At 36.6% G+C, this 20,612-nt stretch carries 31 protein-coding genes; 13 read left to right on the forward strand and 18 right to left on the reverse strand.

The features are described from left to right. Positions 1-30: 30 nt before the first annotated feature. Entirely contained in the window at positions 31-588 is a 558-nt protein-coding gene (gene rsmD, locus H5968_RS12705) for a 16S rRNA (guanine(966)-N(2))-methyltransferase RsmD (protein WP_187040246.1), read from the forward strand. A 424-nt stretch (positions 589-1,012) separates the two neighbouring features. On the opposite strand, the gene petG is transcribed toward rsmD, so the two are convergent. Beyond that, positions 1,013-1,126, reverse strand: coding sequence for a cytochrome b6-f complex subunit V (gene petG / locus H5968_RS12710; RefSeq protein WP_013191177.1), 114 nt, complete (start codon positions 1,124-1,126; stop codon positions 1,013-1,015). Positions 1,127-1,467: 341 nt separating this feature from the next. On the opposite strand from petG, the gene H5968_RS12715 reads away from it, so the two are divergent. Then, positions 1,468-1,842: a cytochrome c gene (locus H5968_RS12715; protein ID WP_187040247.1), complete on the forward strand. Its 375-nt coding sequence runs from the start codon at positions 1,468-1,470 to the stop codon at positions 1,840-1,842. Between the two features lie 90 nt (positions 1,843-1,932). Here H5968_RS12715 and H5968_RS12720 read toward each other — a convergent pair whose 3' ends face one another. The 3 genes from H5968_RS12720 to H5968_RS12730 form a co-directional block, all read right to left on the reverse strand. Continuing rightward, complete coding sequence (locus H5968_RS12720; protein ID WP_187040248.1) at positions 1,933-2,148, reverse strand: hypothetical protein; 216 nt, start codon at positions 2,146-2,148, stop codon at positions 1,933-1,935. Positions 2,149-2,150: 2 nt separating this feature from the next. Continuing rightward, positions 2,151-2,621 carry a tetratricopeptide repeat protein gene (locus tag H5968_RS12725; RefSeq protein WP_096571058.1) on the reverse strand — a complete coding sequence of 157 codons (471 nt, stop codon included), beginning with the start codon at positions 2,619-2,621 and terminating at the stop codon, positions 2,151-2,153. Positions 2,622-3,017: 396 nt separating this feature from the next. Then, the gene (locus H5968_RS12730; RefSeq protein ID WP_187040249.1) at positions 3,018-3,659 is read right to left on the reverse strand and encodes a Uma2 family endonuclease; all 642 of its coding nucleotides are present in this window, start codon (positions 3,657-3,659) and stop codon (positions 3,018-3,020) included. A 211-nt stretch (positions 3,660-3,870) separates the two neighbouring features. Here H5968_RS12730 and H5968_RS12735 point away from each other — a divergent pair, with 211 nt between their 5' ends. From H5968_RS12735 to H5968_RS12750, 4 genes are all read left to right on the forward strand, one after another. Then, the gene (locus tag H5968_RS12735) at positions 3,871-4,593 is read left to right on the forward strand and encodes a pyridoxine 5'-phosphate synthase (protein WP_096571055.1); all 723 of its coding nucleotides are present in this window, start codon (positions 3,871-3,873) and stop codon (positions 4,591-4,593) included. A gap of 205 nt (positions 4,594-4,798) precedes the next feature. Continuing rightward, positions 4,799-5,527: a SnoaL-like polyketide cyclase gene (locus tag H5968_RS12740; RefSeq protein WP_187040250.1), complete on the forward strand. Its 729-nt coding sequence runs from the start codon at positions 4,799-4,801 to the stop codon at positions 5,525-5,527. Between the two features lie 64 nt (positions 5,528-5,591). Beyond that, positions 5,592-5,921 carry an MgPME-cyclase complex family protein gene (locus H5968_RS12745; protein ID WP_096572795.1) on the forward strand — a complete coding sequence of 110 codons (330 nt, stop codon included), beginning with the start codon at positions 5,592-5,594 and terminating at the stop codon, positions 5,919-5,921. A gap of 177 nt (positions 5,922-6,098) precedes the next feature. Further along, entirely contained in the window at positions 6,099-6,782 is a 684-nt protein-coding gene (locus H5968_RS12750; protein ID WP_187040251.1) for a hypothetical protein, read from the forward strand. 181 nt (positions 6,783-6,963) lie between these two features. Here H5968_RS12750 and H5968_RS12755 read toward each other — a convergent pair whose 3' ends face one another. From H5968_RS12755 to folD, 3 genes are all read right to left on the reverse strand, one after another. Then, positions 6,964-7,419, reverse strand: a complete 456-nt coding sequence (locus H5968_RS12755; protein WP_187040252.1) for a divergent PAP2 family protein — start codon at positions 7,417-7,419, stop codon at positions 6,964-6,966. Between the two features lie 343 nt (positions 7,420-7,762). Next, a complete protein-coding gene (crtE, locus tag H5968_RS12760) occupies positions 7,763-8,692 on the reverse strand; it encodes a geranylgeranyl diphosphate synthase CrtE (protein WP_187040253.1) in 930 nt (309 codons plus the stop codon). A gap of 152 nt (positions 8,693-8,844) precedes the next feature. Further along, on the reverse strand, positions 8,845-9,723 hold the full coding sequence (gene folD, locus H5968_RS12765; RefSeq protein WP_187040254.1) for a bifunctional methylenetetrahydrofolate dehydrogenase/methenyltetrahydrofolate cyclohydrolase FolD: 879 nt from the start codon (positions 9,721-9,723) through the stop codon (positions 8,845-8,847). Positions 9,724-10,000: 277 nt separating this feature from the next. Between folD and H5968_RS12770 the strand changes: the two genes are divergently transcribed. The 3 genes from H5968_RS12770 to H5968_RS12780 all read left to right on the forward strand — a co-directional run bounded on the left by H5968_RS12770 (position 10,001) and on the right by H5968_RS12780 (position 12,024). Further along, complete coding sequence (locus H5968_RS12770; protein WP_187040255.1) at positions 10,001-10,423, forward strand: hypothetical protein; 423 nt, start codon at positions 10,001-10,003, stop codon at positions 10,421-10,423. A gap of 3 nt (positions 10,424-10,426) precedes the next feature. Beyond that, the gene (locus tag H5968_RS12775) at positions 10,427-10,858 is read left to right on the forward strand and encodes an NUDIX hydrolase (protein WP_187040256.1); all 432 of its coding nucleotides are present in this window, start codon (positions 10,427-10,429) and stop codon (positions 10,856-10,858) included. A gap of 68 nt (positions 10,859-10,926) precedes the next feature. Beyond that, positions 10,927-12,024, forward strand: a complete 1,098-nt coding sequence (locus tag H5968_RS12780) for an AI-2E family transporter (RefSeq protein ID WP_187040257.1) — start codon at positions 10,927-10,929, stop codon at positions 12,022-12,024. Between the two features lie 77 nt (positions 12,025-12,101). Here H5968_RS12780 and H5968_RS12785 read toward each other — a convergent pair whose 3' ends face one another. The 9 genes from H5968_RS12785 to H5968_RS12825 all read right to left on the reverse strand — a co-directional run bounded on the left by H5968_RS12785 (position 12,102) and on the right by H5968_RS12825 (position 17,100). Next, positions 12,102-12,548, reverse strand: a complete 447-nt coding sequence (locus H5968_RS12785; protein WP_096571037.1) for a type II toxin-antitoxin system VapC family toxin — start codon at positions 12,546-12,548, stop codon at positions 12,102-12,104. A gap of 15 nt (positions 12,549-12,563) precedes the next feature. After that, positions 12,564-12,824, reverse strand: a complete 261-nt coding sequence (locus tag H5968_RS12790) for a hypothetical protein (protein ID WP_187040258.1) — start codon at positions 12,822-12,824, stop codon at positions 12,564-12,566. Between the two features lie 90 nt (positions 12,825-12,914). Then, complete coding sequence (gene brnA / locus H5968_RS12795) at positions 12,915-13,148, reverse strand: type II toxin-antitoxin system BrnA family antitoxin (RefSeq protein WP_187040259.1); 234 nt, start codon at positions 13,146-13,148, stop codon at positions 12,915-12,917. Continuing rightward, positions 13,138-13,335, reverse strand: a complete 198-nt coding sequence (locus H5968_RS12800) for a BrnT family toxin (protein WP_370569768.1) — start codon at positions 13,333-13,335, stop codon at positions 13,138-13,140. The genes brnA and H5968_RS12800 overlap by 11 nt, the downstream gene beginning before the upstream one ends. Positions 13,336-13,497: 162 nt before the next feature. Continuing rightward, a complete protein-coding gene (locus H5968_RS12805) occupies positions 13,498-13,923 on the reverse strand; it encodes a type II toxin-antitoxin system HigA family antitoxin (protein WP_187040260.1) in 426 nt (141 codons plus the stop codon). Next, positions 13,883-14,197, reverse strand: coding sequence for a type II toxin-antitoxin system HigB family toxin (locus H5968_RS12810; RefSeq protein WP_370569767.1), 315 nt, complete (start codon positions 14,195-14,197; stop codon positions 13,883-13,885). The genes H5968_RS12805 and H5968_RS12810 overlap by 41 nt, the downstream gene beginning before the upstream one ends. After that, positions 14,190-14,510, reverse strand: a complete 321-nt coding sequence (locus tag H5968_RS12815; protein WP_187040261.1) for a hypothetical protein — start codon at positions 14,508-14,510, stop codon at positions 14,190-14,192. Before H5968_RS12815 ends, H5968_RS12810 begins: the two co-directional genes overlap by 8 nt. A gap of 125 nt (positions 14,511-14,635) precedes the next feature. Beyond that, on the reverse strand, positions 14,636-14,839 hold the full coding sequence (locus H5968_RS25135) for an XRE family transcriptional regulator (protein WP_222620665.1): 204 nt from the start codon (positions 14,837-14,839) through the stop codon (positions 14,636-14,638). A gap of 20 nt (positions 14,840-14,859) precedes the next feature. Next, on the reverse strand, positions 14,860-17,100 hold the full coding sequence (locus tag H5968_RS12825; protein ID WP_187040262.1) for a serine/threonine-protein kinase: 2,241 nt from the start codon (positions 17,098-17,100) through the stop codon (positions 14,860-14,862). Positions 17,101-17,424: 324 nt separating this feature from the next. On the opposite strand from H5968_RS12825, the gene H5968_RS12830 reads away from it, so the two are divergent. Next, the gene (locus H5968_RS12830; RefSeq protein WP_187040263.1) at positions 17,425-18,690 is read left to right on the forward strand and encodes an AAA family ATPase; all 1,266 of its coding nucleotides are present in this window, start codon (positions 17,425-17,427) and stop codon (positions 18,688-18,690) included. 21 nt (positions 18,691-18,711) lie between these two features. Then, entirely contained in the window at positions 18,712-19,227 is a 516-nt protein-coding gene (locus tag H5968_RS12835) for a hypothetical protein (RefSeq protein ID WP_187040264.1), read from the forward strand. 91 nt (positions 19,228-19,318) lie between these two features. On the opposite strand, the gene H5968_RS12840 is transcribed toward H5968_RS12835, so the two are convergent. Next, positions 19,319-19,750, reverse strand: coding sequence for a hypothetical protein (locus tag H5968_RS12840; RefSeq protein WP_187040265.1), 432 nt, complete (start codon positions 19,748-19,750; stop codon positions 19,319-19,321). A 5-nt stretch (positions 19,751-19,755) separates the two neighbouring features. Then, positions 19,756-19,902 carry a hypothetical protein gene (locus tag H5968_RS25680; protein ID WP_255427119.1) on the reverse strand — a complete coding sequence of 49 codons (147 nt, stop codon included), beginning with the start codon at positions 19,900-19,902 and terminating at the stop codon, positions 19,756-19,758. Between the two features lie 233 nt (positions 19,903-20,135). Here H5968_RS25680 and H5968_RS12850 point away from each other — a divergent pair, with 233 nt between their 5' ends. Both H5968_RS12850 and H5968_RS12855 read left to right on the forward strand, forming a co-directional pair. Beyond that, positions 20,136-20,297, forward strand: coding sequence for a hypothetical protein (locus H5968_RS12850; protein WP_187040266.1), 162 nt, complete (start codon positions 20,136-20,138; stop codon positions 20,295-20,297). Positions 20,298-20,423: 126 nt separating this feature from the next. Continuing rightward, positions 20,424-20,582 (forward strand): type II toxin-antitoxin system HicB family antitoxin, encoded by a 159-nt coding sequence (locus H5968_RS12855; protein WP_187040267.1) that lies wholly within the window; start codon positions 20,424-20,426, stop codon positions 20,580-20,582. Positions 20,583-20,612 lie beyond the last annotated feature (30 nt).

Consider the following 20,612-nt stretch of genomic DNA (forward strand, 5'->3'; position numbering starts at 1 on the left):
GACTAATAACTAATGATCAATGACTAATTAATGAGTTTAAGAATTTACGGGAATCGTCTGTTAAAAACTTTACCAGGGCAAGAGACTAGACCCACCAGTGCGCGAGTACGGGAGGCCGTTTTTAATATTTGGCAGGGAGAAATTGATCATTGTCGCTGGTTAGATTTATGTGCCGGTAGTGGTTCAATGGGTGCAGAGGCTTTATGTAGGGGAGCCTGTTTAGTAGTAGGAATTGAACAAGCAAGTCGAGCCTGTGCCATTATTCAACAAAATTGGCAGCAGATAGCGAATAATGAACAAAAATTTCAATTATTGCGGGGAAATGTCCTGCAACAATTAAAAAAATTATCAGGTCAAAAATTTGACAAAGTATATTTTGATCCACCTTATGCCAGTGGTTTATATGAGCCTGTTTTAGAAGCGATCGCTCACTATCAACTTTTAGATCCTCAAGGGGAAATAGCAGTAGAACATAGTCCTAATTTTACACCACCAATCATCCCAACTTGGGAAATCAGCCGCCAAAAAGTTTATGGCAACACAGCACTAACTTTTTACAGAACAATGGAAGTATCGGAAAGCGAGTGATATCATCTACGGTTGAATACTTATCATATCTGTTGAGACTTGTAATTGGTAATTGGTAATTGGTAATTGGGCACAATTACTAATTAGGGTTTGCTGAATAAACCTAAAACCTTGATATATCAAAGGTTAGAGGCTGATAAACACAGAAATTAGTGCAAGGGTTTTGAAGGGTATACCGGAAAAAGTGTGCATTTTTTGGGATTTCAACAGATGGCAAAGAAATTTTCAAATCTCCTCCTGACTCCTGACTCCTGACTCCTGACTCCTATGCCCTCACGGAAAGACTTTCTCAGCAACCCCTAATTAAACAGCTATATCGTAAGTGATTGGGCGGACATATTAAAATTAATATACAAACACACACGCCTATATGTGAGTAGGGGTTTAGCAATGCTAAACCCCTACGAGAACTAGCTGTTAACCCTTAGCCGCCCAACTCGGTAGGACGCTTGTATTGCTTATAGGCAGCGTAAAACAGTCCGCTAAGAGTGACGAAAATCAGACCCAGAACAATACCTGAGAGTAGGGGTTCAACCACTGTAAATCTCCTCTTTACAAATTTTCAAGTTTCGTTTCCCGTTTTTAATCTTACCAAATCCCGCATCAATCCAGCGCCCTAAGCCGTTTTTGGATTATAAATACTATCTAAAAATTTTCATCTGTGGTTGCAGGTAGAATCAAGAAATTTTAAGCTATGTGTAGAAGATGAAATATTTTTTTGTAAGAATTCAGAAGTCAGGATTCAGGAGTCAGAAGATTTGCTCATCTAGCGATTACTCAAATAGTGATTGTTAGTTTAACCGTTAAAAAGCTGACTGCTGAACACTGATAGCTGAATGCTTACAGTTTTTCGTACACCTAGACTGTAAAAGCAAACTCTTGAATAACCAGCTTATCAAAACTGAAACTTGGAGTCAGTGGATCACTTTGTCGCTTTTGTCCATACTCATAGCCATACCCGTAACTATTTTTGGTGTTCAGATAGTTCAAACCTCTGATCCTTACGTCAAAAATGTTTTATCACTGACAGGCAACCCAGTACAGGGAAAGGCTATCTTTCAAACCAACTGCGCTGGGTGTCATGGTTGGGAAGCTCATGGACTCGTTGGACCGAGCTTACAAGCTGTCTCGAAACGCAAATCTCAATATGGATTGATTCATCAAGTTATTAGCGGTGAAACTCCTCCCATGCCCAAATTCCAGCCCAGCGCCCAAGAAATGGCAGACCTTTTAACTTATTTAGAAGGTCTTTGAATAAGGGAACAGGGAATAGGGAAAAGTGTTATTTTATGTTATTTTATGTTTTTATATGTTGTTATAGATTTTGACAGGCTGACCAGAAAATCAATGGATAATAAAACTACCACTAAAAGAGGGTTTTAATCCTGACTCCTGTAAAGGCGAAGCATTCGGGCGATAAATTATCAATTTTTGTTTAAGGCTATTTTCCTGTAAGGGCGAAGCATTCGGGCGATAAATTATCAATTTTTGTTTAAGGCTATTTTCCGAATGCTTCGCCCCTACTTCGTCCCTACGACTCCTGACTCCTGGAAATTTCATGTTTAACTGAGTTTAAGAGTACATTCAAGAATCAATTTCTGGTTAACCAAGGAATAAGGTTGAATTTTTAACGCTTTTTGAAAAGCTTCAATAGCTTCACCATATTTTCCTATTGCTGCATAACACAAACCCATACCATGAAGTGCGCCAAAGTGTACTGGATTTAGCTGCACAACCATTTGACAGTCAGCTAGAGATTTTTGATAATTGCCTATGCTGTAATATAAAAAAGCGCGTCTATTCCAAGCTTCAGCAAAATCTGGTTGTGTTTTAATAAGTTCTGTTAAAACTGCTTCAGCTTTGGCTGTTTCCCCAGCATCCATTAGTTTTTGACTATAATCAATCTTTTCTAGCCCATATATACCCTTTTGCTGAAACCAGAAGCGCCAAATTTTGCGAGTTGCTTGCTCACGAACTAAAGCATCAGGATTTTTCAAGTCTTCCAGTAAAGAATTGATAGATAAAGAATCCATGCAGTTGAGATAGGTAAGTTGATATTGCCAGTTACTTGTGCAGTAAGTATTCAAACATCAGCAGTCAGCTTTTTAACAATTACGCCAAAAATACTTATTTGCTCATCAAGCAATTAATCAAAAATTCTGACTTTTGACTTTTGAATTCTTACCTTGTGCAGAAGATTATCTCCTAATTTATGTTAATAGTCATCACGGTATTCTCCGATCTTGATTAAAAATTCTGGCAATATTTTGTATTGATTCATACTATTTTTTAAAAAAATTATGTAGGCAATGCTGGCGATCGCTCATTTGGGACAACATAAAAGGTAAGCATTCAGTCGTCAGCAGTCAGCAGGCTGAATACTTGCAATAAAAGTAACTGTTCAGGGAGTGCTATATTTAAGCAACCTTTTACTGTAAATTCTTCTGTACCCAACTCCTAAAATTTCGCATTGCCTGACTTCTGCCAATAGTTAAACACTGCTGTACATACTCATTAACTAAATCCACAATGGGAATATTAGGAAAATTAGGACTAGATGGAGATTTTACATATTTCCCATCCTGTAACAAGAAAATTTCTAAACCTTGTTTTTTATATCGCCAAAGTTCAGGAACTCCCAAAATTTGATAATTTTCAAATTGAGTCCGAGAAGTAATATCAATTTCAATAGCTAAATCTGGTGGTGGATCTATATTTAAATCAATTCGATTTTTACCAATTACAGCGGCTTGATTTTGAATGTAAAAACTGGTATCTGGTTCTACGGCTTGCCTCATTCTCTCATTTTTCAGAGTTGTAGAACCAAAGGGTTCAAAATCAACATTCAGTATTTCTAACAAGATTTTCACCAAATCACCAACAATTTCTTTATCTTTTTCATGTTCAGGTAAAGGCACCATAATTTCTAACCATCCATTGCTATAGGAAATACGTGCAGCACGCTTTTCCCCCATTTCTTCTAAAATATTTTCTAGTTGCTGCCAACTAATATCTTTGAGTAACATTTGTTGGCCTGGATGAACAATAATTTGTTGCAATTCTAACAACATATTACCTCTTTAATAATTGATAGTTGATAATTGATAATTGATAATTAGTGATTGGTGATTGGTGATTGGTGATTGGTAATTGGTAATTATTTATTTTCTCCTCTTGCTCCTTACCTAATCATAACCAAAATTTTTAACACCAACCTGCTCACATCTCCTAAATTAGTTAAAATCAAAATCTAAAACACAGTGAACCAGGAGAAACCCAGGCGTGCCTACACTCGGTGTAAATATTGACCATATAGCCACTATTCGTCAAGCCAGAAGGACAGTAGAACCAGATCCTATCGCCGCAGCAGTATTAGCAGAATTAGCCGGTGCTGATGGCATTACCGCCCATTTGCGGGAAGACAGAAGACATATTCAAGATCGAGATGTGCGGTTATTGCGACAAACAGTAAGAACCCACTTAAACTTAGAAATGGCTGCCACTGATGAAATGTTAGCGATCGCCCTGGATATCAAACCTGATTATGTAACATTAGTTCCCGAAAAAAGAGAAGAAATCACCACAGAAGGGGGTTTAGATATTGTCGGACAAATTGCTAGAATAGGGGATATAGTTGATAAATTGCAAAATGCTGGCATTCCCGTGAGTTTGTTTATTGATGCCGAACCTGCACAAATCGAAGCTTCTGTCAAGGTGCAAGCGAAGTTTATTGAACTGCATACCGGAAAATATGCTGAAGCTAAAGATGAAACAACTAGCCAGCATGAATTAGGCTTATTAGCCAAAGGATGCGAACAAGCTATAAAAGCAGGTTTGCGAGTCAATGCCGGTCACGGACTCACATACTGGAACGTTTACCCAGTAGCGGCGCTTCCAGGTATGGAAGAACTCAATATTGGCCATACTATCATCAGTCGGGCTGCCTTGGTAGGAATGGAAAGAGCAGTACGAGAGATGAAACAAGCAATGACTGGGGACTGGTGACTGGGGACTGGTGATTGGGGATACAATTTTGGATTTTGGATTTTGGATTTTGGATTGTATTTCATGAATCCAATCTAAAATCTAAAATCTAAAATCTAAAATTCTCCTGACTCCTGACTCCTGACTCCTTGATATCCTTTCACAAGAGGGGTTGTAGCTGCGTAATCCTGAAAAATTAGAGTCACATTGGTAACGTAAAACTTTTATGACTTCCACACAGCCTAACAACCTACCTCTTTGGGTACAAAATAGAGATACTGTAATTGAGTACAGCAAGCACGCCGAATGGCGCTATCAGACACCCCCAGATTATACCCGTTCTAAAGAAAATCTAGCCCAAGAAAGTACCTGTAATCACGCAGAAGGTTCACTAGAAGCTATTGTACAGAATTTAGTGAGAACCTTTGAAATGGAGGTATCTTTTAAGAGTAACCCTAAACAGTGGTTAGCTGTTGTGCAGGATAAGTTTCGCGTCAGTACAAATGGGGGACAAGAGTTTACAGCCACAGATGTATACACCCAGGGTACTTATAACACATTTATGGCTGATTCTGAACATTACAAAGCTTCAGAAGAAACTTTTGAATCATCAGCGAAACTTTTTCATAGTACCTTTCCTCAAGGTTTTCCTTGGGAACTGCTTGAAGTTTACTCAGGTCCACCAGTGGTTACATTTAAGTGGAGACACTGGGGACATTTTCGTGGTCCATATAAAGACTTTGCACCCACAGGGGAAACAGTAGAAATTGTCGGTATCAGTGTAGCTCGTGTTACCGATGATTTGAAGATTATCTCTTTGGAACACTATTTTGACAACAACCTGTTTTTAGAGAAATTGACAGCAGGTGGCAAAATGGAAAATGCTGCCAATAGTGAAAATAAGAGTAGTGGTTGTCCTTTTGGTTCTTGGTTCAAGGGCGTGAAGAAAAGTTAACCTATTAGGGTACAGTGTTGCTGCTGTACCCTATAAATTATTAGATAGTGACTCAAGGATGAAAATGACAACATACTATTACGTTTTAGCTAGTCAACACTTTTTACTAGAAGAAGAACCTCTAGAGGAAGTTCTCAAAGAACGTACCCGTAACTACCACGAACAAGAAAAAGAAATAGATTTTTGGTTAGTGAAAAACCCAGCTTTCCTGGAAGCACCGGAAATGGCAGCAAATAAAGCTAAATGTCCTAAACCTCCGGTAGCAATTATTTCTACCAATTCTCAATTTATTACTTGGTTAAAATTACGTTTAGAGTATGTCATCACTGGAGAATTTCCTGCTCCTTCGGCAACAATTCCTAATCCTTTGGCATCTTTAACAACTGTGTCTTAATGAAGGCAGGGGGCAGGAGGCAGGAAAGGCAGGAGGCGCAGAGGGAGCAGGGGAGGCAGGAAAGGCAGGGGGAAGAATATTAACTTTTGCCTTTTGTTCCTTATTCCCTATTCCCTATTCCCTATTCCCTATTTCCTGAAATAAGTTATAAATTATACAATATTAGGTATACACCAAATGTTTTTACCAAAAGTTCATTATTTACCAAGTGCTTTATTATTAGCAGTAGCTCCAATAATTGCAGGTATTAGTCCTGTTTTATCCCAACAAACCATTCCTGCTTGTCAACCTCCCAGTGCGGGGGAATATCTGTTGTTGGTTGTTAGTCCTACGGTTAATAATCAACAGCAGTTACGTAGTGCCTTACCATCTGACCTAAAAACTGTTACTTGTAAATATCTGAATGAAACAGTAACGCGAGTTGGTGGTTTTAACAAGATTGAAGATGCTAACCGTTGGGCAAGATATGTTAACAACGTTGTTGGCTTGTCTGCTATTATTACGACTCGACCAACAGCAGCAACAGCACCAACAACAGCAACGGTAACACCAGCAATAATCCCATCAGCAACTCTACCAAATCAGACAGTTAGTTATAACCCCAGAGTTTTGGGAGAAGGTTTTGCTGTGTTGGTAGATTATTTCAACCGCCCGGAACTAGCCAAAAATGTACAAAGAACGGTAGGAGGTAATGTTGGTTTAGTTTCCTATGGACAACGCCCCTATCTACTGGCTGTTTATACTACCAACCAAACAGAGGCATACAGGACATTGCAAAAACTGACGGAGAATGGTTTTTTTGCCCTGTTAGCAGATGGTAGAAAAGTCATGTTACTGCGTTCAGTTGTCACAGTAAGGTGATTGGTGATTGGTGATTGGTGATTGGGACAAATATAATTAATTACCTATTACCCATTACCCATTACCCATTACCTATTACCCATTACCCATTACCTATTACCTATTACCTATTACCTATTCTCTCTTCCCTTCTTACTGTCAACTGTCAACTGTCACCTGTCACCTGTCACCTGTCACCTTACTAATAAGCGGCTTTAGCTAACCAGGAAATGGTGACACCTAAAACTGAACCAGCTATGACTTGAACTGGTGTATGTCCGAGTAGTTCTTTGAGACGGTCTTGGAAAAAGTCTGGTTTTTCATGAAATAATTCATCAATCATTTGATTGAGTATGCGAGCTTGCTTACCTGCTGCTTGGCGAACTCCAGCTGCATCGTACATAACAATGATGGCAAATACCGCAGCTACAGCAAAATCTGGAGATGACCAACCGATAGTTTGCCCAACTCCTGTGGCTAAAGCTGTGACTAAAGCTGAATGGGCGCTAGGCATACCTCCGGTAGTCACTAAGACACGCAGATCCACTTTTTGATGTTTGATGACTTCAACGATGAGTTTTAATCCTTGAGCAACAAAACAAGCCACAAGTGCAACCAGTAGCACCCGGTTGTTGAAAATGTCGCATAAGTCCTGCATGGTTTTTTGGTTAGGTGATTGAATAAGAGCAGCACTTGTGTGTTGAGGAACAGTTTTTTAGCAGTTAGCCGTCAGCTTTCAGTCTTCAGCTTTCAGCCATTAGCAGTATAACAGGTGACAGGTGACAGGTGACAGGTGACAGAGTATAAAGTCTGTATGTGTTTAAGTTTTATCATCTGTTCATGAAGTACAACCTTGACCGTCGCCATAACATGATTGTGGTGGATGATTTTGTAACTAAAGTTTGGCAATTTTGTGGTTGTAATTTTAAATTTGAGATTGTGCAATCCAAAATCCAAAATCCAAAATCCAAAATCCAAAATCCAAAAATCCAAAATTCTCCCTAGTGATTGCGATTGATAATAAAGTGAGCGATCGCCTGTAGGGGTACTGCTTTTTCACCAAAACTTTCTAGTTCTGCACAAGCTTCTTCAACTAGCTGTTGTGCTTTAGCGCGTGATTCTTCAATTCCCCATAAGCTGGGATAGGTAACTTTTTGTGCTGTAAGGTCTTTACCTGCGGTTTTACCTAGTTGTTCTTGAGTAGCGGTTATATCCAGAATATCATCAATGATTTGGAAGGCTAGACCAATATTTTGAGAATAACGAGTTAATTTTTGTACATCTTCTGGGGATGCGCCGGCGATTATTCCCCCACACACTACACAAGCTTCTAACAGAGCGGCTGTTTTGTGGTTATGAATAAAATTCAAAGTTTCTAGGGAAATATCTGATTTTCCTTCTGATTCTAAATCTACCACTTGACCACCAACTAAACCGGCAGCACCTAAAGCCTTACCGAGACGGGCAATTACTTGTAAAGTTCTTTGTGTAGGGACATTTTCGGGGGTTTGGGAGGCTACGAACTCAAAAGCCAATGCTAACAAGCCATCCCCGGCTAAAATGGCGATATCTTCGCCGTAGACTTTATGATTTGTCAACTTACCACGACGGTAATCATCATTATCCATTGCGGGTAAGTCATCATGAATTAGAGACATGGTGTGGATCATTTCCACAGCACAAGCTGTTGGCATGGACATTTCAATAGTGCCACCGATCATTTCACAGGTAGCAAGGCATAGGATAGGACGTACACGCTTACCTCCGGCTAAGAGCGAATAACGCATAGCTTCGTAAATTTTCTCTGGATAAACCACGGGAATAGATTGATCCAAAGCAGTATCACAAAGCTTTTGTCGTTCTTTGAGATAGGCAGCGAGGTTAAACTGGACTGGTTCTGATGTCTTTTGAAAATTATCCGTTGCTACCATAACTGAGAATTCCTAAAGTTTTCGATTGATGCTGATCTGTGTGACAATTTTACGGTGTAGAGGAGCAGAAACACTCACTTCTCGATTTTGGATTTTGGATTTTGGATTTTGGATTTTGGATTTTAGTTAGATTCCATAAATCTGAAATTTGCTTAGTTACTGTTTGTCCGCAAATAGCTAGAGACGGTATTTTGCAGTAACATGGCGACTGTCATTGGACCAATACCACCAGGAACAGGGGTAATATATTCTGCCACATTAGCAGTTGGCGCAAAATCAATATCGCCCACTAAACGACTTTTACCACTGCTATCGGTGACGCGATTTATTCCCACATCTACCACAACAGCGCCTGGTTTCACCATGTCGGCAGTGATTAATCCGGGAATACCTGCTGCTGCAACGAGAATATCGGCGTTTTGGGTGATGGTTTTGAGGTTTTGGGTGCGGGAGTGGGCAATGGTAACTGTAGCATCAGCATCTAATAGCATTAACGCCATTGGCTTACCCACTAAGATACTACGTCCTACTACTACTGCTTGTTTTCCCACCAGGGGAATTTTATATTCTTCTAGTAGTCGCATTACTCCCGCTGGGGTGCAACTGCGTAAACCTGCCTCACTTCGCACCAAACGCCCTAAGTTCACTGGGTGGAGTCCATCAGCGTCTTTATCTGGGGCGATTTTATGTAAAAGACTTATAGCATCCAAATGATTAGGTAGGGGTAACTGTACTAAAATTCCATCTACCCGTTGATCTTGGTTAAGTTCTGCAATGACTTCCTCTAGTTCAGTTTGGTTGGTGTGGGTGGGAAAATGTTTACCAAAAGAAGCAATCCCCACTTTAGCACAAGCTTTTTCTTTGTTGCTGACATAAGCTGCTGAGGCAGGGTTATCTCCCACCATCAACACTGCTAAACCAGGAGGTCGGCCAATTTTCGGTTGTACTTCTGCGATGGTGGCAGCTAATTCTTTCTGAATTTTAGCGGCTAATGCTTTACCATCAAGGATTTTCGCTGTTTTTGTTTCCATTGTCATTAGTTATTAGTTATTAGTTATTAGTTATTGGGGACTGGGGACTGGGGACTGGGGAGAAATATTTACCTCCTGCCTCTTGCCTCTTGCCTTTTGCCTTTTTACTGTCACCAATCACCAATCACCAGTCGCCTATTGCCTTAACTATTTTCTCAGATTAACTGCGTCAACTGAAGGATAAAGAATAAAAGGATGACCTCAAGCCTTTTTTTATCAGTGCAACATAGATAGTACTAATAGAAACTTGAAGAAACTGGTAACAAGGTAAGGATTAATGCAAAAATTCTCTCAATTGCGTGCTGTTCAACAACAAATACAACGTACTTCCTTGAAATCTTTTCATCAAGGATTAGCCTTTTTTTTGGTAGTGGGACTGTGTAGTTGTGCTAATGGTAAACCTGGGGAAATGAATTTACAAAATCTGAGGATTGGCGCAAATGTTACACCAATTCAGGAAATTAAACCAGCGCAGGATAATCAAGCTACTGTTTACATCCAAGGAAAGATAGAAAAATACGCTCCTTTGCTCAAGCAGCAAGCATATCAAATTGCTGATGCCACTGGTAAAATTTGGGTTGTAACTAATCAAAGTAATTTAAAGGTGGGACAAGAGGTAGTATTAAAGGGTAAGGTAAAATACAAAAGTATTCCTTTGGGTGGTCAGGAGTTTGGGGAAGTTTACTTAGAGGAGGAATAATATATGAATGATCAAATTCCACAAGTAGCGATTGTTATTCTCTACCAAGACAATAAATATCTCATGCAGCTACGGGACAATATCCCCACCATAGCTGCTGCTGGGTGTTGGGGTTTATTCGGTGGACATTTAGAAGCTGATGAAACCCCAGAAATAGCACTGGTGCGGGAAGTAAAAGAAGAAATTGGTTATGAGTTACCTTATTTTGCTAAATTTGGAATTTATCCCGATGAGAGAGTTATTCGTCATGTTTTTGAAGCACCATTATTAGTAGGATTAGAGCAATTGGTTTTAAATGAAGGTTGGGATATGGGATTATTAACAAGGGAAGATATTGAAAGGGGTAGTTGTTATTCGGCAATAGCTGGAGAATTTAGACCTTTAGGTATTCCTCACCAAAAAATTATGCTGGATTTTATAGTAGGTGACAGGTGACAGGTGACAGGTGACAGGTGACAGAAGAAATTATTTAGAAATTGTAGAGAGAATCATTATAGTATTTTATGCAAATAGTAAATAAATTTCCCCGCTGGTTAACTTTTGGTTTGGCTTTTCCTCTCATCATTCTGAACGGATGGTTATTAATTCAGGTTGTCCAATATTTTCAACCTTTGGTAAGCGTTGTTTCTGTCGCTATTTTGCTATCTTTTGTTTTAAACTATCCCATCAATTTTTTTCATAAACGGGGAATACCACGTAATTTAGCAATTGTGGGAGTTTTACTATTAGCAGTATTTATTTTAGGGGCTGTAGGTGTAATTTTAGTCCCGTTAATTTTCCAGCAACTTAATGAATTAGTGAATATTCTCCCTGCTTGGATTGATTCGGGAACTGAACAATTACAAGCTTTTTTGAATTGGGCAGCTACACAACAAGATTTACCTGTGAATATTATTGGTATAGCTACACAATTACTGGAAAAAATCTCTAATCAATTTCAATCCTTTACTGGTAAAATCCTGGGTTTAGCATTTGATACTATTGGATTTTTACTAAATTTAATTCTAGCCATTGTTTTAACAATTTACCTAATTTTAAATGGTGAAAAATTGTGGGATGGAATTTATCAATGGTTTCCCAGTTATATTAGCATAAAAGTGAGAGCATTACTAAAAGAAGATTTCCAAAATTATTTTATTGGACAAGCGACTTTAGGAGCAATTTTAGCAGTAACAGTTACTTTAGCATTTGTGGCTTTAAGGATTCCTTTGGCGTTATTATTTGGTATTGCAATTGGGTTTTTCTCTCTTTTCCCTTTTGGTACGGGAATAGGTATTGGTATTGTGAGTTTGTTGGTAGCTTTAGAGAACTTTTGGGAAGGGGTAGAAGTTGCAGCAATAGCGGTGACTATTGATCAAATTAATTCTAATATTGTTGCACCGAGATTGTTAGGAAATTTAACAGGTTTAAATCCGGTTTGGGTGGTAATTTCTTTATTAATTGGGGCAAAATTAGGTGGGGTTTTAGGTTTGTTGGTGGCTATTCCTATCGCTAGTTTTATTAAGGATATTGCTGATAGTTGGAAAGCGGGGGAGTTGAAGAAAGTGGATAATGTTGATGGTATTGTGGGTGAAGTAAAGTCCAGTTTAGAGGTAAGGTGAGATTTGTTTGAGGATAAAAAAGTGTGATTTTTTGTTAATCTCTTGAGTAGAGGCGCTTTTCGTAATGCTTCATCATTTTATATCCATGATTCTAGGGAAAAATTCTCTACTTCATGAATGCGCCTAAAATCGCTATCAGCAGAAACTAGAGTAAGATTGTATTGAATAGCTGTTGCTGCTATCCAAAGATCATGATCACTAAATCCCAGATTTTCAATTTTGAAACTACGACGTTTGCTTTTTTCTTTGGGTGCAAAATAATTAAAAACAGATGCTTTGAGACGACTGTAAATAATAGCTGTTTCTTCATCCAGAAAATACAGATCGACTTGAGATAAAAATTTCTGAACTGCACTAAGATTTTGATATTTTAGTTCTGATTTTTCTGTCATATATAGCAGTTCAGAATATGTTATAATACTCACACCAATTGTTAAACCAGCATAGGATTTTAAGATATTGGTAACTTGAGGATTACCGTTGATAATGTAACTACAGTGGTTAGTATCCAGTAAATAAGACATAGATAGTAATAAAAATTAAAACTGCGTTTGAGAACGGGTTTCTTCAACAAAACGCAAACAATCTTCTAAATCATCACCTTGCCAAGTTCCCGCATACTGTAACAAATCACCTGCTTTTTTGCCTCTTTTTATAGGAGAAATACGGCGTAATTGCTTTTGGTTTACGGTGTTTTTGGTGAGGAGAGAGTCGAGAAATTCACTTAATAAGGAAAGTTGTTCTGGTGGAAGTTGGGATATTTGTTGTTGAATTTTTTCATGTATTTCTAAATCTGTCATTTTTACCTCAGTTTGTTAGTCTAATGATTGTATTTAATTCCTAGCATAACCTAAAAATGGAACATTTTTGTTGTTTCATAATTAATGTAACTAACCAGTAATTACCTTTTTATCAAGACGTTCAGCAAGCCATAATTTAATTATAGAATCAGAAGTTACACCTAAACGTTTTGCTTCTTTTTCTAACGCTTCTATCATCCACACAGGAAAATCAATATTCACTCTTTTTTGTTCATAACTGGGACGACGTGCTTGAGATAAGTCTAAAAACTCAGTGATATCTTCATCATTATCAAATTTAGTATCAAATTCTTCAGCTTTCATAAATATTTACCTCTTCAGTACGAGAACGACGAACAGAAATAATCCTTATTTTATCACTACGATAGGTAATGACTGCTGACCAATGTTTATCACCTATTTTACCAATAACTAAAAATCTAGTTTCATCGGTTGTGCGTGCGGGTATTTCTACACGGTGTATATCATTCCACAGTTTTTGTGCTTCAATAAAATCAAGTTATGTTTAATTTTATTTGTTTCACTTTTGTTAGGATCAAATTCAAATTTCATAACTATCGCCTTTTTAAAACCCTAACATCAAAAATTACTGGTTCAACTAACAATGCAGAATCAAAACAGAGAAAAATTAAAATTTACTTGTGCAAAGATTTTAAACATTTCTTAAAAACACAGATGGATCAACATGAAAGAAATCACTAAGTTTTTCAATGTGTTCAATGGTGAGGGGTTGTTTTCCTGCTATAACATCAGATAATATAGTTTCATCTTCAAAAATTGACATTAAATCTGTAGATTGTAAATTCAATTCTTCTATTAATGCTTTCAATAATTCTACTCCATAAATGTCACGAATGGGATAATTTTGATCCTCATATTCAGATACAACTAATCCTAATAAATGTAGATAATCTCGTTCATCAGGAGTTAGATTTTCTTGATCTAATAATTCATCAATGATATTTTGAGTTCTGGTTAATTCTTCCTCAGATGTGATTTTTCTGGGTGGAAAAGAGGTAATTAATTCTAAGTATGTTTTAGGTGTACCAAGGGTCTTGTTTCCAGTTTTGTTTATCATATTCTGCATGGGTAAGGATATGGCGAATATACACTTCTTGATATTGATAGTCTACTAATGCAATTAGTCGGTAATTATTACCACTAATATTAAAAACAGTAAAATTACCAACTAAATCAGCAGATGGAAATACTTGACGTAATTGAACAAAGTTTTCCCATTTAGCTTTACTAACAATTTTATACCATGTTTCTAAATTTGATTCAGCTTTGGGATGCTGTTGAGAAAATTCTTTTATTCTTTTTTTGCTGATAATGTGCATATTATTACTCATCCATTAAATCAGCAATTAGGCGATCGCAAATATCTTGCCATAGGGTTAAATGTTGTTGAAAGTTGAGAATAACAGCTATTTTTTGACCTTGACTATCAGTTAAAAACTGAATATTTTCCAGTTCAGGATATTGGTTAATGACTGTTTCCCAAAGTGTTTGATGGGGTTGTAGGTCTATAAATACTCCTGTTCTTTTATTTTGTTGGTCTGTTAAAAATTGAATACCTGGTAATTGAGGTAAGTTATTATTTTGATATTTTTGATAATATTTACCTCTAACTCCTGTACTGAAATTATATTCTTCTAACAACATTCGGCTATTTTCTGATAAACAACATTAATTTTCGGTTGAGATTTATCCGTTTGTTGATTTGTTACCATGATTTCTACATTTTGTCCCAATTTTATTAAATAACTTAATAAATTTTCAATGGTAAATTATTTGAGAATACCATTACTTAAATTATTCACTTGTGCAAGTTCTAAACCTAAAATTTGTCCAGTTTGTTCTGGTGTGATTTGTTGTTGTTTTAAAATATCGGCAATGACAGAAGCTAATTTAACTTTGGCTAGTTTTTCTTCTGCATTTACAAATCCTAAATCTTGAAAGATATTGCCGGAACTGATGGTATAATTTAACATAATTTTTTTACTGCGATTTACTAACTGGAACGCCCTAATTGTTTTAATAAATCATTACGATTATTGATATAAAGTTGATCATCTGGTTGAATACTAATTGCCTTTTCATAACATTTTAGTGCTTCTTCATACCTTTGTAAATTCTCTAGGCACAAACCCCGGTTATTCCAAACTTCATGATAGTCAGGTTTAATAGCAATAGCTTGATCGTAAGATGCGATCGCTTCTTCGTACCTTTCTAATTCATGTAGAGAATTACCCCTACAAAACCAAGCATCATCATAGTCAGGTTCAATAGCAATAGCTTTATCGTAACATGAAATAGCTTTTTCATACCCTTCTAATTCATGTAGTGCTGAACCCATGTAATGCCAAGCTTCATAATAGTCAGAGTTAATGGCAATTGCTTTACGAAAAGATGCGATCGCTTCTCCATAAATTTGTAACTTACATAGGAGAAGACCACTGTAACACCAAGCTTCATAGCAGTCAGGGTTGATGGCAATTGCTTTATCAAAAGATGCGATCGCTTCTCTGTAAATTTGGAACTTAAATAGGAGAAGACCTCTGTTAAACCAAGCATCATAGTAGTCAGGTTTAATAGCAATAGCTTTATCGTAAGATGAAATAGCTTTTTCATACCTTTCTAATTCATCTAGTGCTGAACCCCTGTAAAACCAAGCATCATAGTAGTCAGGTTTAATAGCAATAGCTTTATCGTAAGATGCGATCGCTTCTTCGTATTTTTCTAAGTCATGTAGGGAAAGACCCCTGTAAAACCAAGCATCATAGTAGTCAGGTTTAATAGCAATAGCTCTATCATAAGATGCGATCGCTTCTTCGTATTTTTCTAATAAAGATAGGGAAATACCCCGGTTATTCCAAACTTCATGATCGTCAGGTTCAATAGCAATAGCTTTATCATAAGATGCGATTGCTTCTTCGTATTTTTCTAATTCATGTAGGGAATTACCCCGGTTATTCCAAGCATCATAATCGTCAGGTTCAATAGCAATAACTTTATCGTAAGATGCGATCGCTTCTCTGTACCTTTGTAATTCTTCTAGTACAATACCCCTGTTAAACCAAGCATGAGTATAGTCAGGTTGAATGGCAATTGCTTTATCAAAAGATGAAATCGCTTCTTCTTCCCTCTGCAAATAGCATAGGGCAAGACCTCGCTTAGACCAAGATTCATAGTAATTGGGTTGAATAGCAATAGCTTTATCGTAAGATGATATCGCTTCTTTATACTTTTCTAATCTACCTAGTGCATTACCTCTATCATTCCAAAAATTAGGATTATTAGGTTGAATAGCAATTGCCTTATCAAAGTATGAAATTGCTTCTTCATACCTTTCTAGATCAAATAATTTAACTCCTTGTTCAAACCAATATTCACTGGACTGATTTTGTGTTAATGACTGTCTATTCTGTTGTTTAACAGTTGAAAAAACTTGATTTAATTCTTCTAATGCTTCCTTGGCAACTTTATAACGTTGTCGCCAATCATAACGCACCATTTTATTAATAAAATTCTCTAATTGATGACTAACTAAAACCAAATTAGTCCAAATGATTTCTCCTTCCTCATCTTCTGATAATGTATTCAGAGAAATTCCAGTTAATCCTTCAATTGCCGTCATACCCAAAGCATAAATATCACTACTATATTTAGGCTTACCAAAACCCTGTTCTGGTGGCATATATCCATGTGTACCAACACCTACAGTTTTACTGGTAAACCCTGATTTCATGGCAATAGTAGTATTAATTTGTTTCACAACCCCAAAATCAATTAATACTAACTTCCCATCTTTACGTCGCATAATATTGTCTGGTTTAATATCCCTATGAATAACTCTGTTGTCATGGACATAAACCAATATTTCTAAAACATCTCGTAAAAGTTGAATTACTTCTCCTTCACCCAACTTTTTACCAGGAGATATTTCATTAGTTAAATCATTACCTTCAATAAATTCTTGAATCAAATAAAAATCTTGACCTTCCTGAAAATAAGCATATAATTTAGGAATTTGATCGTGATTTTGTCCTAATTGATATAATATTTGTGCTTCCTGTTCAAATAAACGGACACTATCTGGGGTAATTATTGTTGGGTGCAGCTTTTTAACCACACAAACTGGTTTAGGAGTAACAGGAATATCTAAATCTGCTGCAAGGTAAGTTTCCCCAAACCCACCTGCACCTAGTTGTTCGATAATCTGGTAACGTTGACGGAGAATCTTACCAATCATAAGATGTTATCTTTCTAACCCTGTTTCCATCTATAATAACCGATAATCTCTCTTTGTGTCTCTCTCTGCGGCTCTGCGTCTCTGCGTGAGAAAAAAATTAAACAACTTAAAGCGATCGCCCCCATTACCCCATAAAATCATCAACTATGTTTTTAAATAAGCATTATTATGTAACTATTTGTTATAATAGATAGAAATGCTATCAAAAAAACATATACTTAAAGATTAGTAGTAACAGTATAAACCAGAAACACTGACATAGAATAAAAACAATTTGATTTATATTACAATTATTAAATCACTAAAATATATTTGGTGTTAATTATGCTAAAAAAACTCATTCTCGAAAATTGGAAAAGTTTCCGTTATGCTGAACTTCCCCTTGATCCTTTAACTGTACTTATTGGAACTAATGCAAGTGGTAAATCTAATGTTGTTGAAGCTTTGGAATTTTTACAAAGAATAGCTAATGGTGAAAATATTGAAACAGCTTTAGCAGGAGATAAAACACTTCCTGCTATTCGTGGTGGTGTAGAATGGGCTGCAAGAAAAGGTGAAAATGAGTTTATATTAACAATAATAATTGAGGGTGAATATAAAAATCAAGATCATACTTACAGGATTAAAATACAAACGAACCCAGCATTGAATATATTATTAGAATGTATTGATACTAATACTTATGAGCCAGATAATCAAGACATTATTAACTTTAATTATACACTGCAAGCGGAATCATCGGAAAGAAAACAGCATAAAAATAACGAACAAAAAATTAGTGAATATATCGAAGGAGAACCCTATGATGTAATTGCATTTACAAAAGGATTTAAAAGTTCAAGTCTATTATTGTTTAATGAAAATAATGAACCTAAGTTTCAAAGACCTCATAGTGTTGTAAATATAGTTTTTTTAAGCCTAAAAAATATATTAACTTTCAATCCTATTCCATCTACTATGCGTAATTATTCCCGACTTTCTGAAAACCTAGAAAGTGATGCTTCCAATATTGCTGGAGTTTTAGCAGCATTACCAGAGGACAAAAAAGCAGAAGTTGAAAACACCCTATCTGAATATATTAAATATTTACCAGAAGGTGATATTAAAAAAGTATGGTCTGAACCAGTAGGAAGACTAAAAACAGATGCAATGCTGTACTGTCAAGAAGAATGGAAACCAGGAGAAATTACAGAAATTGATGCTAGAAGTATGTCAGATGGAACATTGCGATTTTTAGCAATTCTCACAGCATTATTAACCCGTCCCGAAGGTAGTCAAATTGTTATAGAAGAAATAGATAATGGTTTACATCCTTCCCGTGCAGCATTATTAGTAAAAATATTAAAAGAAATTGGCAGTAAACGTAATATTGATATTTTATTAACCACCCATAACCCAGCTTTACTAGATGCTTTTGGTTCGGAAATAGTGCCTTTTGTAGTTGTTGCACATCGAGATTCAGAAACCGGAGAAAGTAAACTTACCTTATTAGAAGATATTGAAAACTTCCCTAAATTATTTGCTTCCTACTCCTTGGGACAAATGACAACAAAAGGCGCAATTGAACGTAGTCTTTCTCATGGTGCATAATTGGGGGAGTAATTTAAAAAAATGAGAAAAGTTTTATTAATAGATACATCTTTATTATGTGTTTGGTTAAAAGTTCCAGGTAAAGAAACTGCGGGTAATAATAAATGGGATTTTAAAAGTGTTGATGATAAAATCAAATTAGAAATAGAAAAAGGAACAACTTTGGTACTTCCTTTAGCTACCGTTATCGAAACCGGAAATCACATTGCACAAGCGAAAACCGGCGATAAATGGACATCGGCGGAAAAATTTGCAGAAATTATGATTTTTGCTGCTGATGAAACAAGTCCTTGGGCTGCTTTTCGTGAACAAATTGTATTATGGGAAACAGAAGAATTAAAAAAATTAGCAGCTACATTTCCCAACCAAGCTGTACAAAACACCTCTATGGGTGATGCTAGTATAGTAGTCTTAGGTTGGTATTATTATAGTCAAAAAGGGTTTCATGTAGAATTTCTCACAGATGATGAAAAATTGAAATCTCAAGAACCACCACCACCAACCACACCCACCCGTCGCAGCAGTCGCAGACAATAACAATATCTCTCTTTGCGTCTTTGCGTCTTTGCGTGAGAAATAAAAACTAAACATCAACAACTTAAAGCGATCGCCCCCATTATCCCATAAACTATACTTCAGCAGGTTCTTTCACTGTTGACAACCACCGACTATAAGCCACTTCATCACCAGCAAAAGAATCAACAGATACCTGTCTTTCTGGCATAGGTTGTAAAGGAGCATTGATAGGTGAATATTTACAATAACAAATAACAATCATATCAAAACCCATACCCACAGGAATATCAGGAGTATACGTTTCTACATTAGTTACTTCCCAATCACTGAGACGATAATGGGTTTTTGCTTCTGGATATTGTGGATCAGCAAACTGATCAACACGAATAAACTCTGGTAGACGATATCCGGGTTCTGGTAATGGTTGATCTGAACAATCATAATGTTCAGCTAAAGTTTTAGTTAAAGAACCTGTATGAGCATATTTTCTATCTTGCCATCCCGGTTGACGCTTCTCAGCCCGAAAAACAATCCACTTACGCATTATTCTTACTCCTCATCAGTGTCATAATAAGACTGTGGAAATTCAGTTTTACCCTCAAACACACAATCTACAGGTAAAATATCGTTACCCGTTTTCTCCATATCAACCAATTTCCAACCGTATTTCTCAGACATCTCTATGGCTAACGCCACGCTTCGCTATCACAACAGTCTTCATCTGCTGCTGCATGACGAGATTTGTTCTCTTCTTCGTCGTACCTTGATTTTGGCATATCTGTATATTAATTCTTGCTCCAAAAAAATCAAACTAACTTATCCCATAGTAGTACCACTATAAACCTAAGTCAATTAAAAGTAGTTTTACAGTAGATGTATATTTCACGAAAGTAGAACAGTAAAATAATAAAGTAGCGTCAGTAATCACCGTGGCAACCGACAAAATCCGAGTATCAACCTATATACAACAAACCCTGAAAGAAGAAGCCGAAAAAGTAGCCGATCGCCAGGGTAGATCCTTGAGTAACTATATCGAACAACTAATAAAACAAGATGTAGCCAGAGCAAAAAGAGAAGGAGAAATACAGTAATATAAATTACAGAGCTAAATTACAATTTTCCTTCTCTTTGGATCAGAAGCGATCGCCCTCTTTAATCAACATCCAGTTATGATCGAATAATGTAAAATTTAACCAAATAATCTAAACTAAAAATCTATGAAAACTTTCACCGCAATTATTGAAAGAGACGAACAAACAAAACTTTATGTAGGTTATGTTCCAGGTTTTCCAGGAGCGCATTCTCAAGGAGAAACATTAGACGAATTACAGCAAAATTTACGTGAAGTAATTAAAATGCTGCTTGAAGACAAATAACCCTTATTAAAATCATAATCTTTCTTTTCC

Origin of the sequence: Sphaerospermopsis sp. LEGE 00249, from assembly GCF_014299995.1 — a bacterium.
Lineage (GTDB): Bacteria > Cyanobacteriota > Cyanobacteriia > Cyanobacteriales > Nostocaceae > Sphaerospermopsis > Sphaerospermopsis kisseleviana.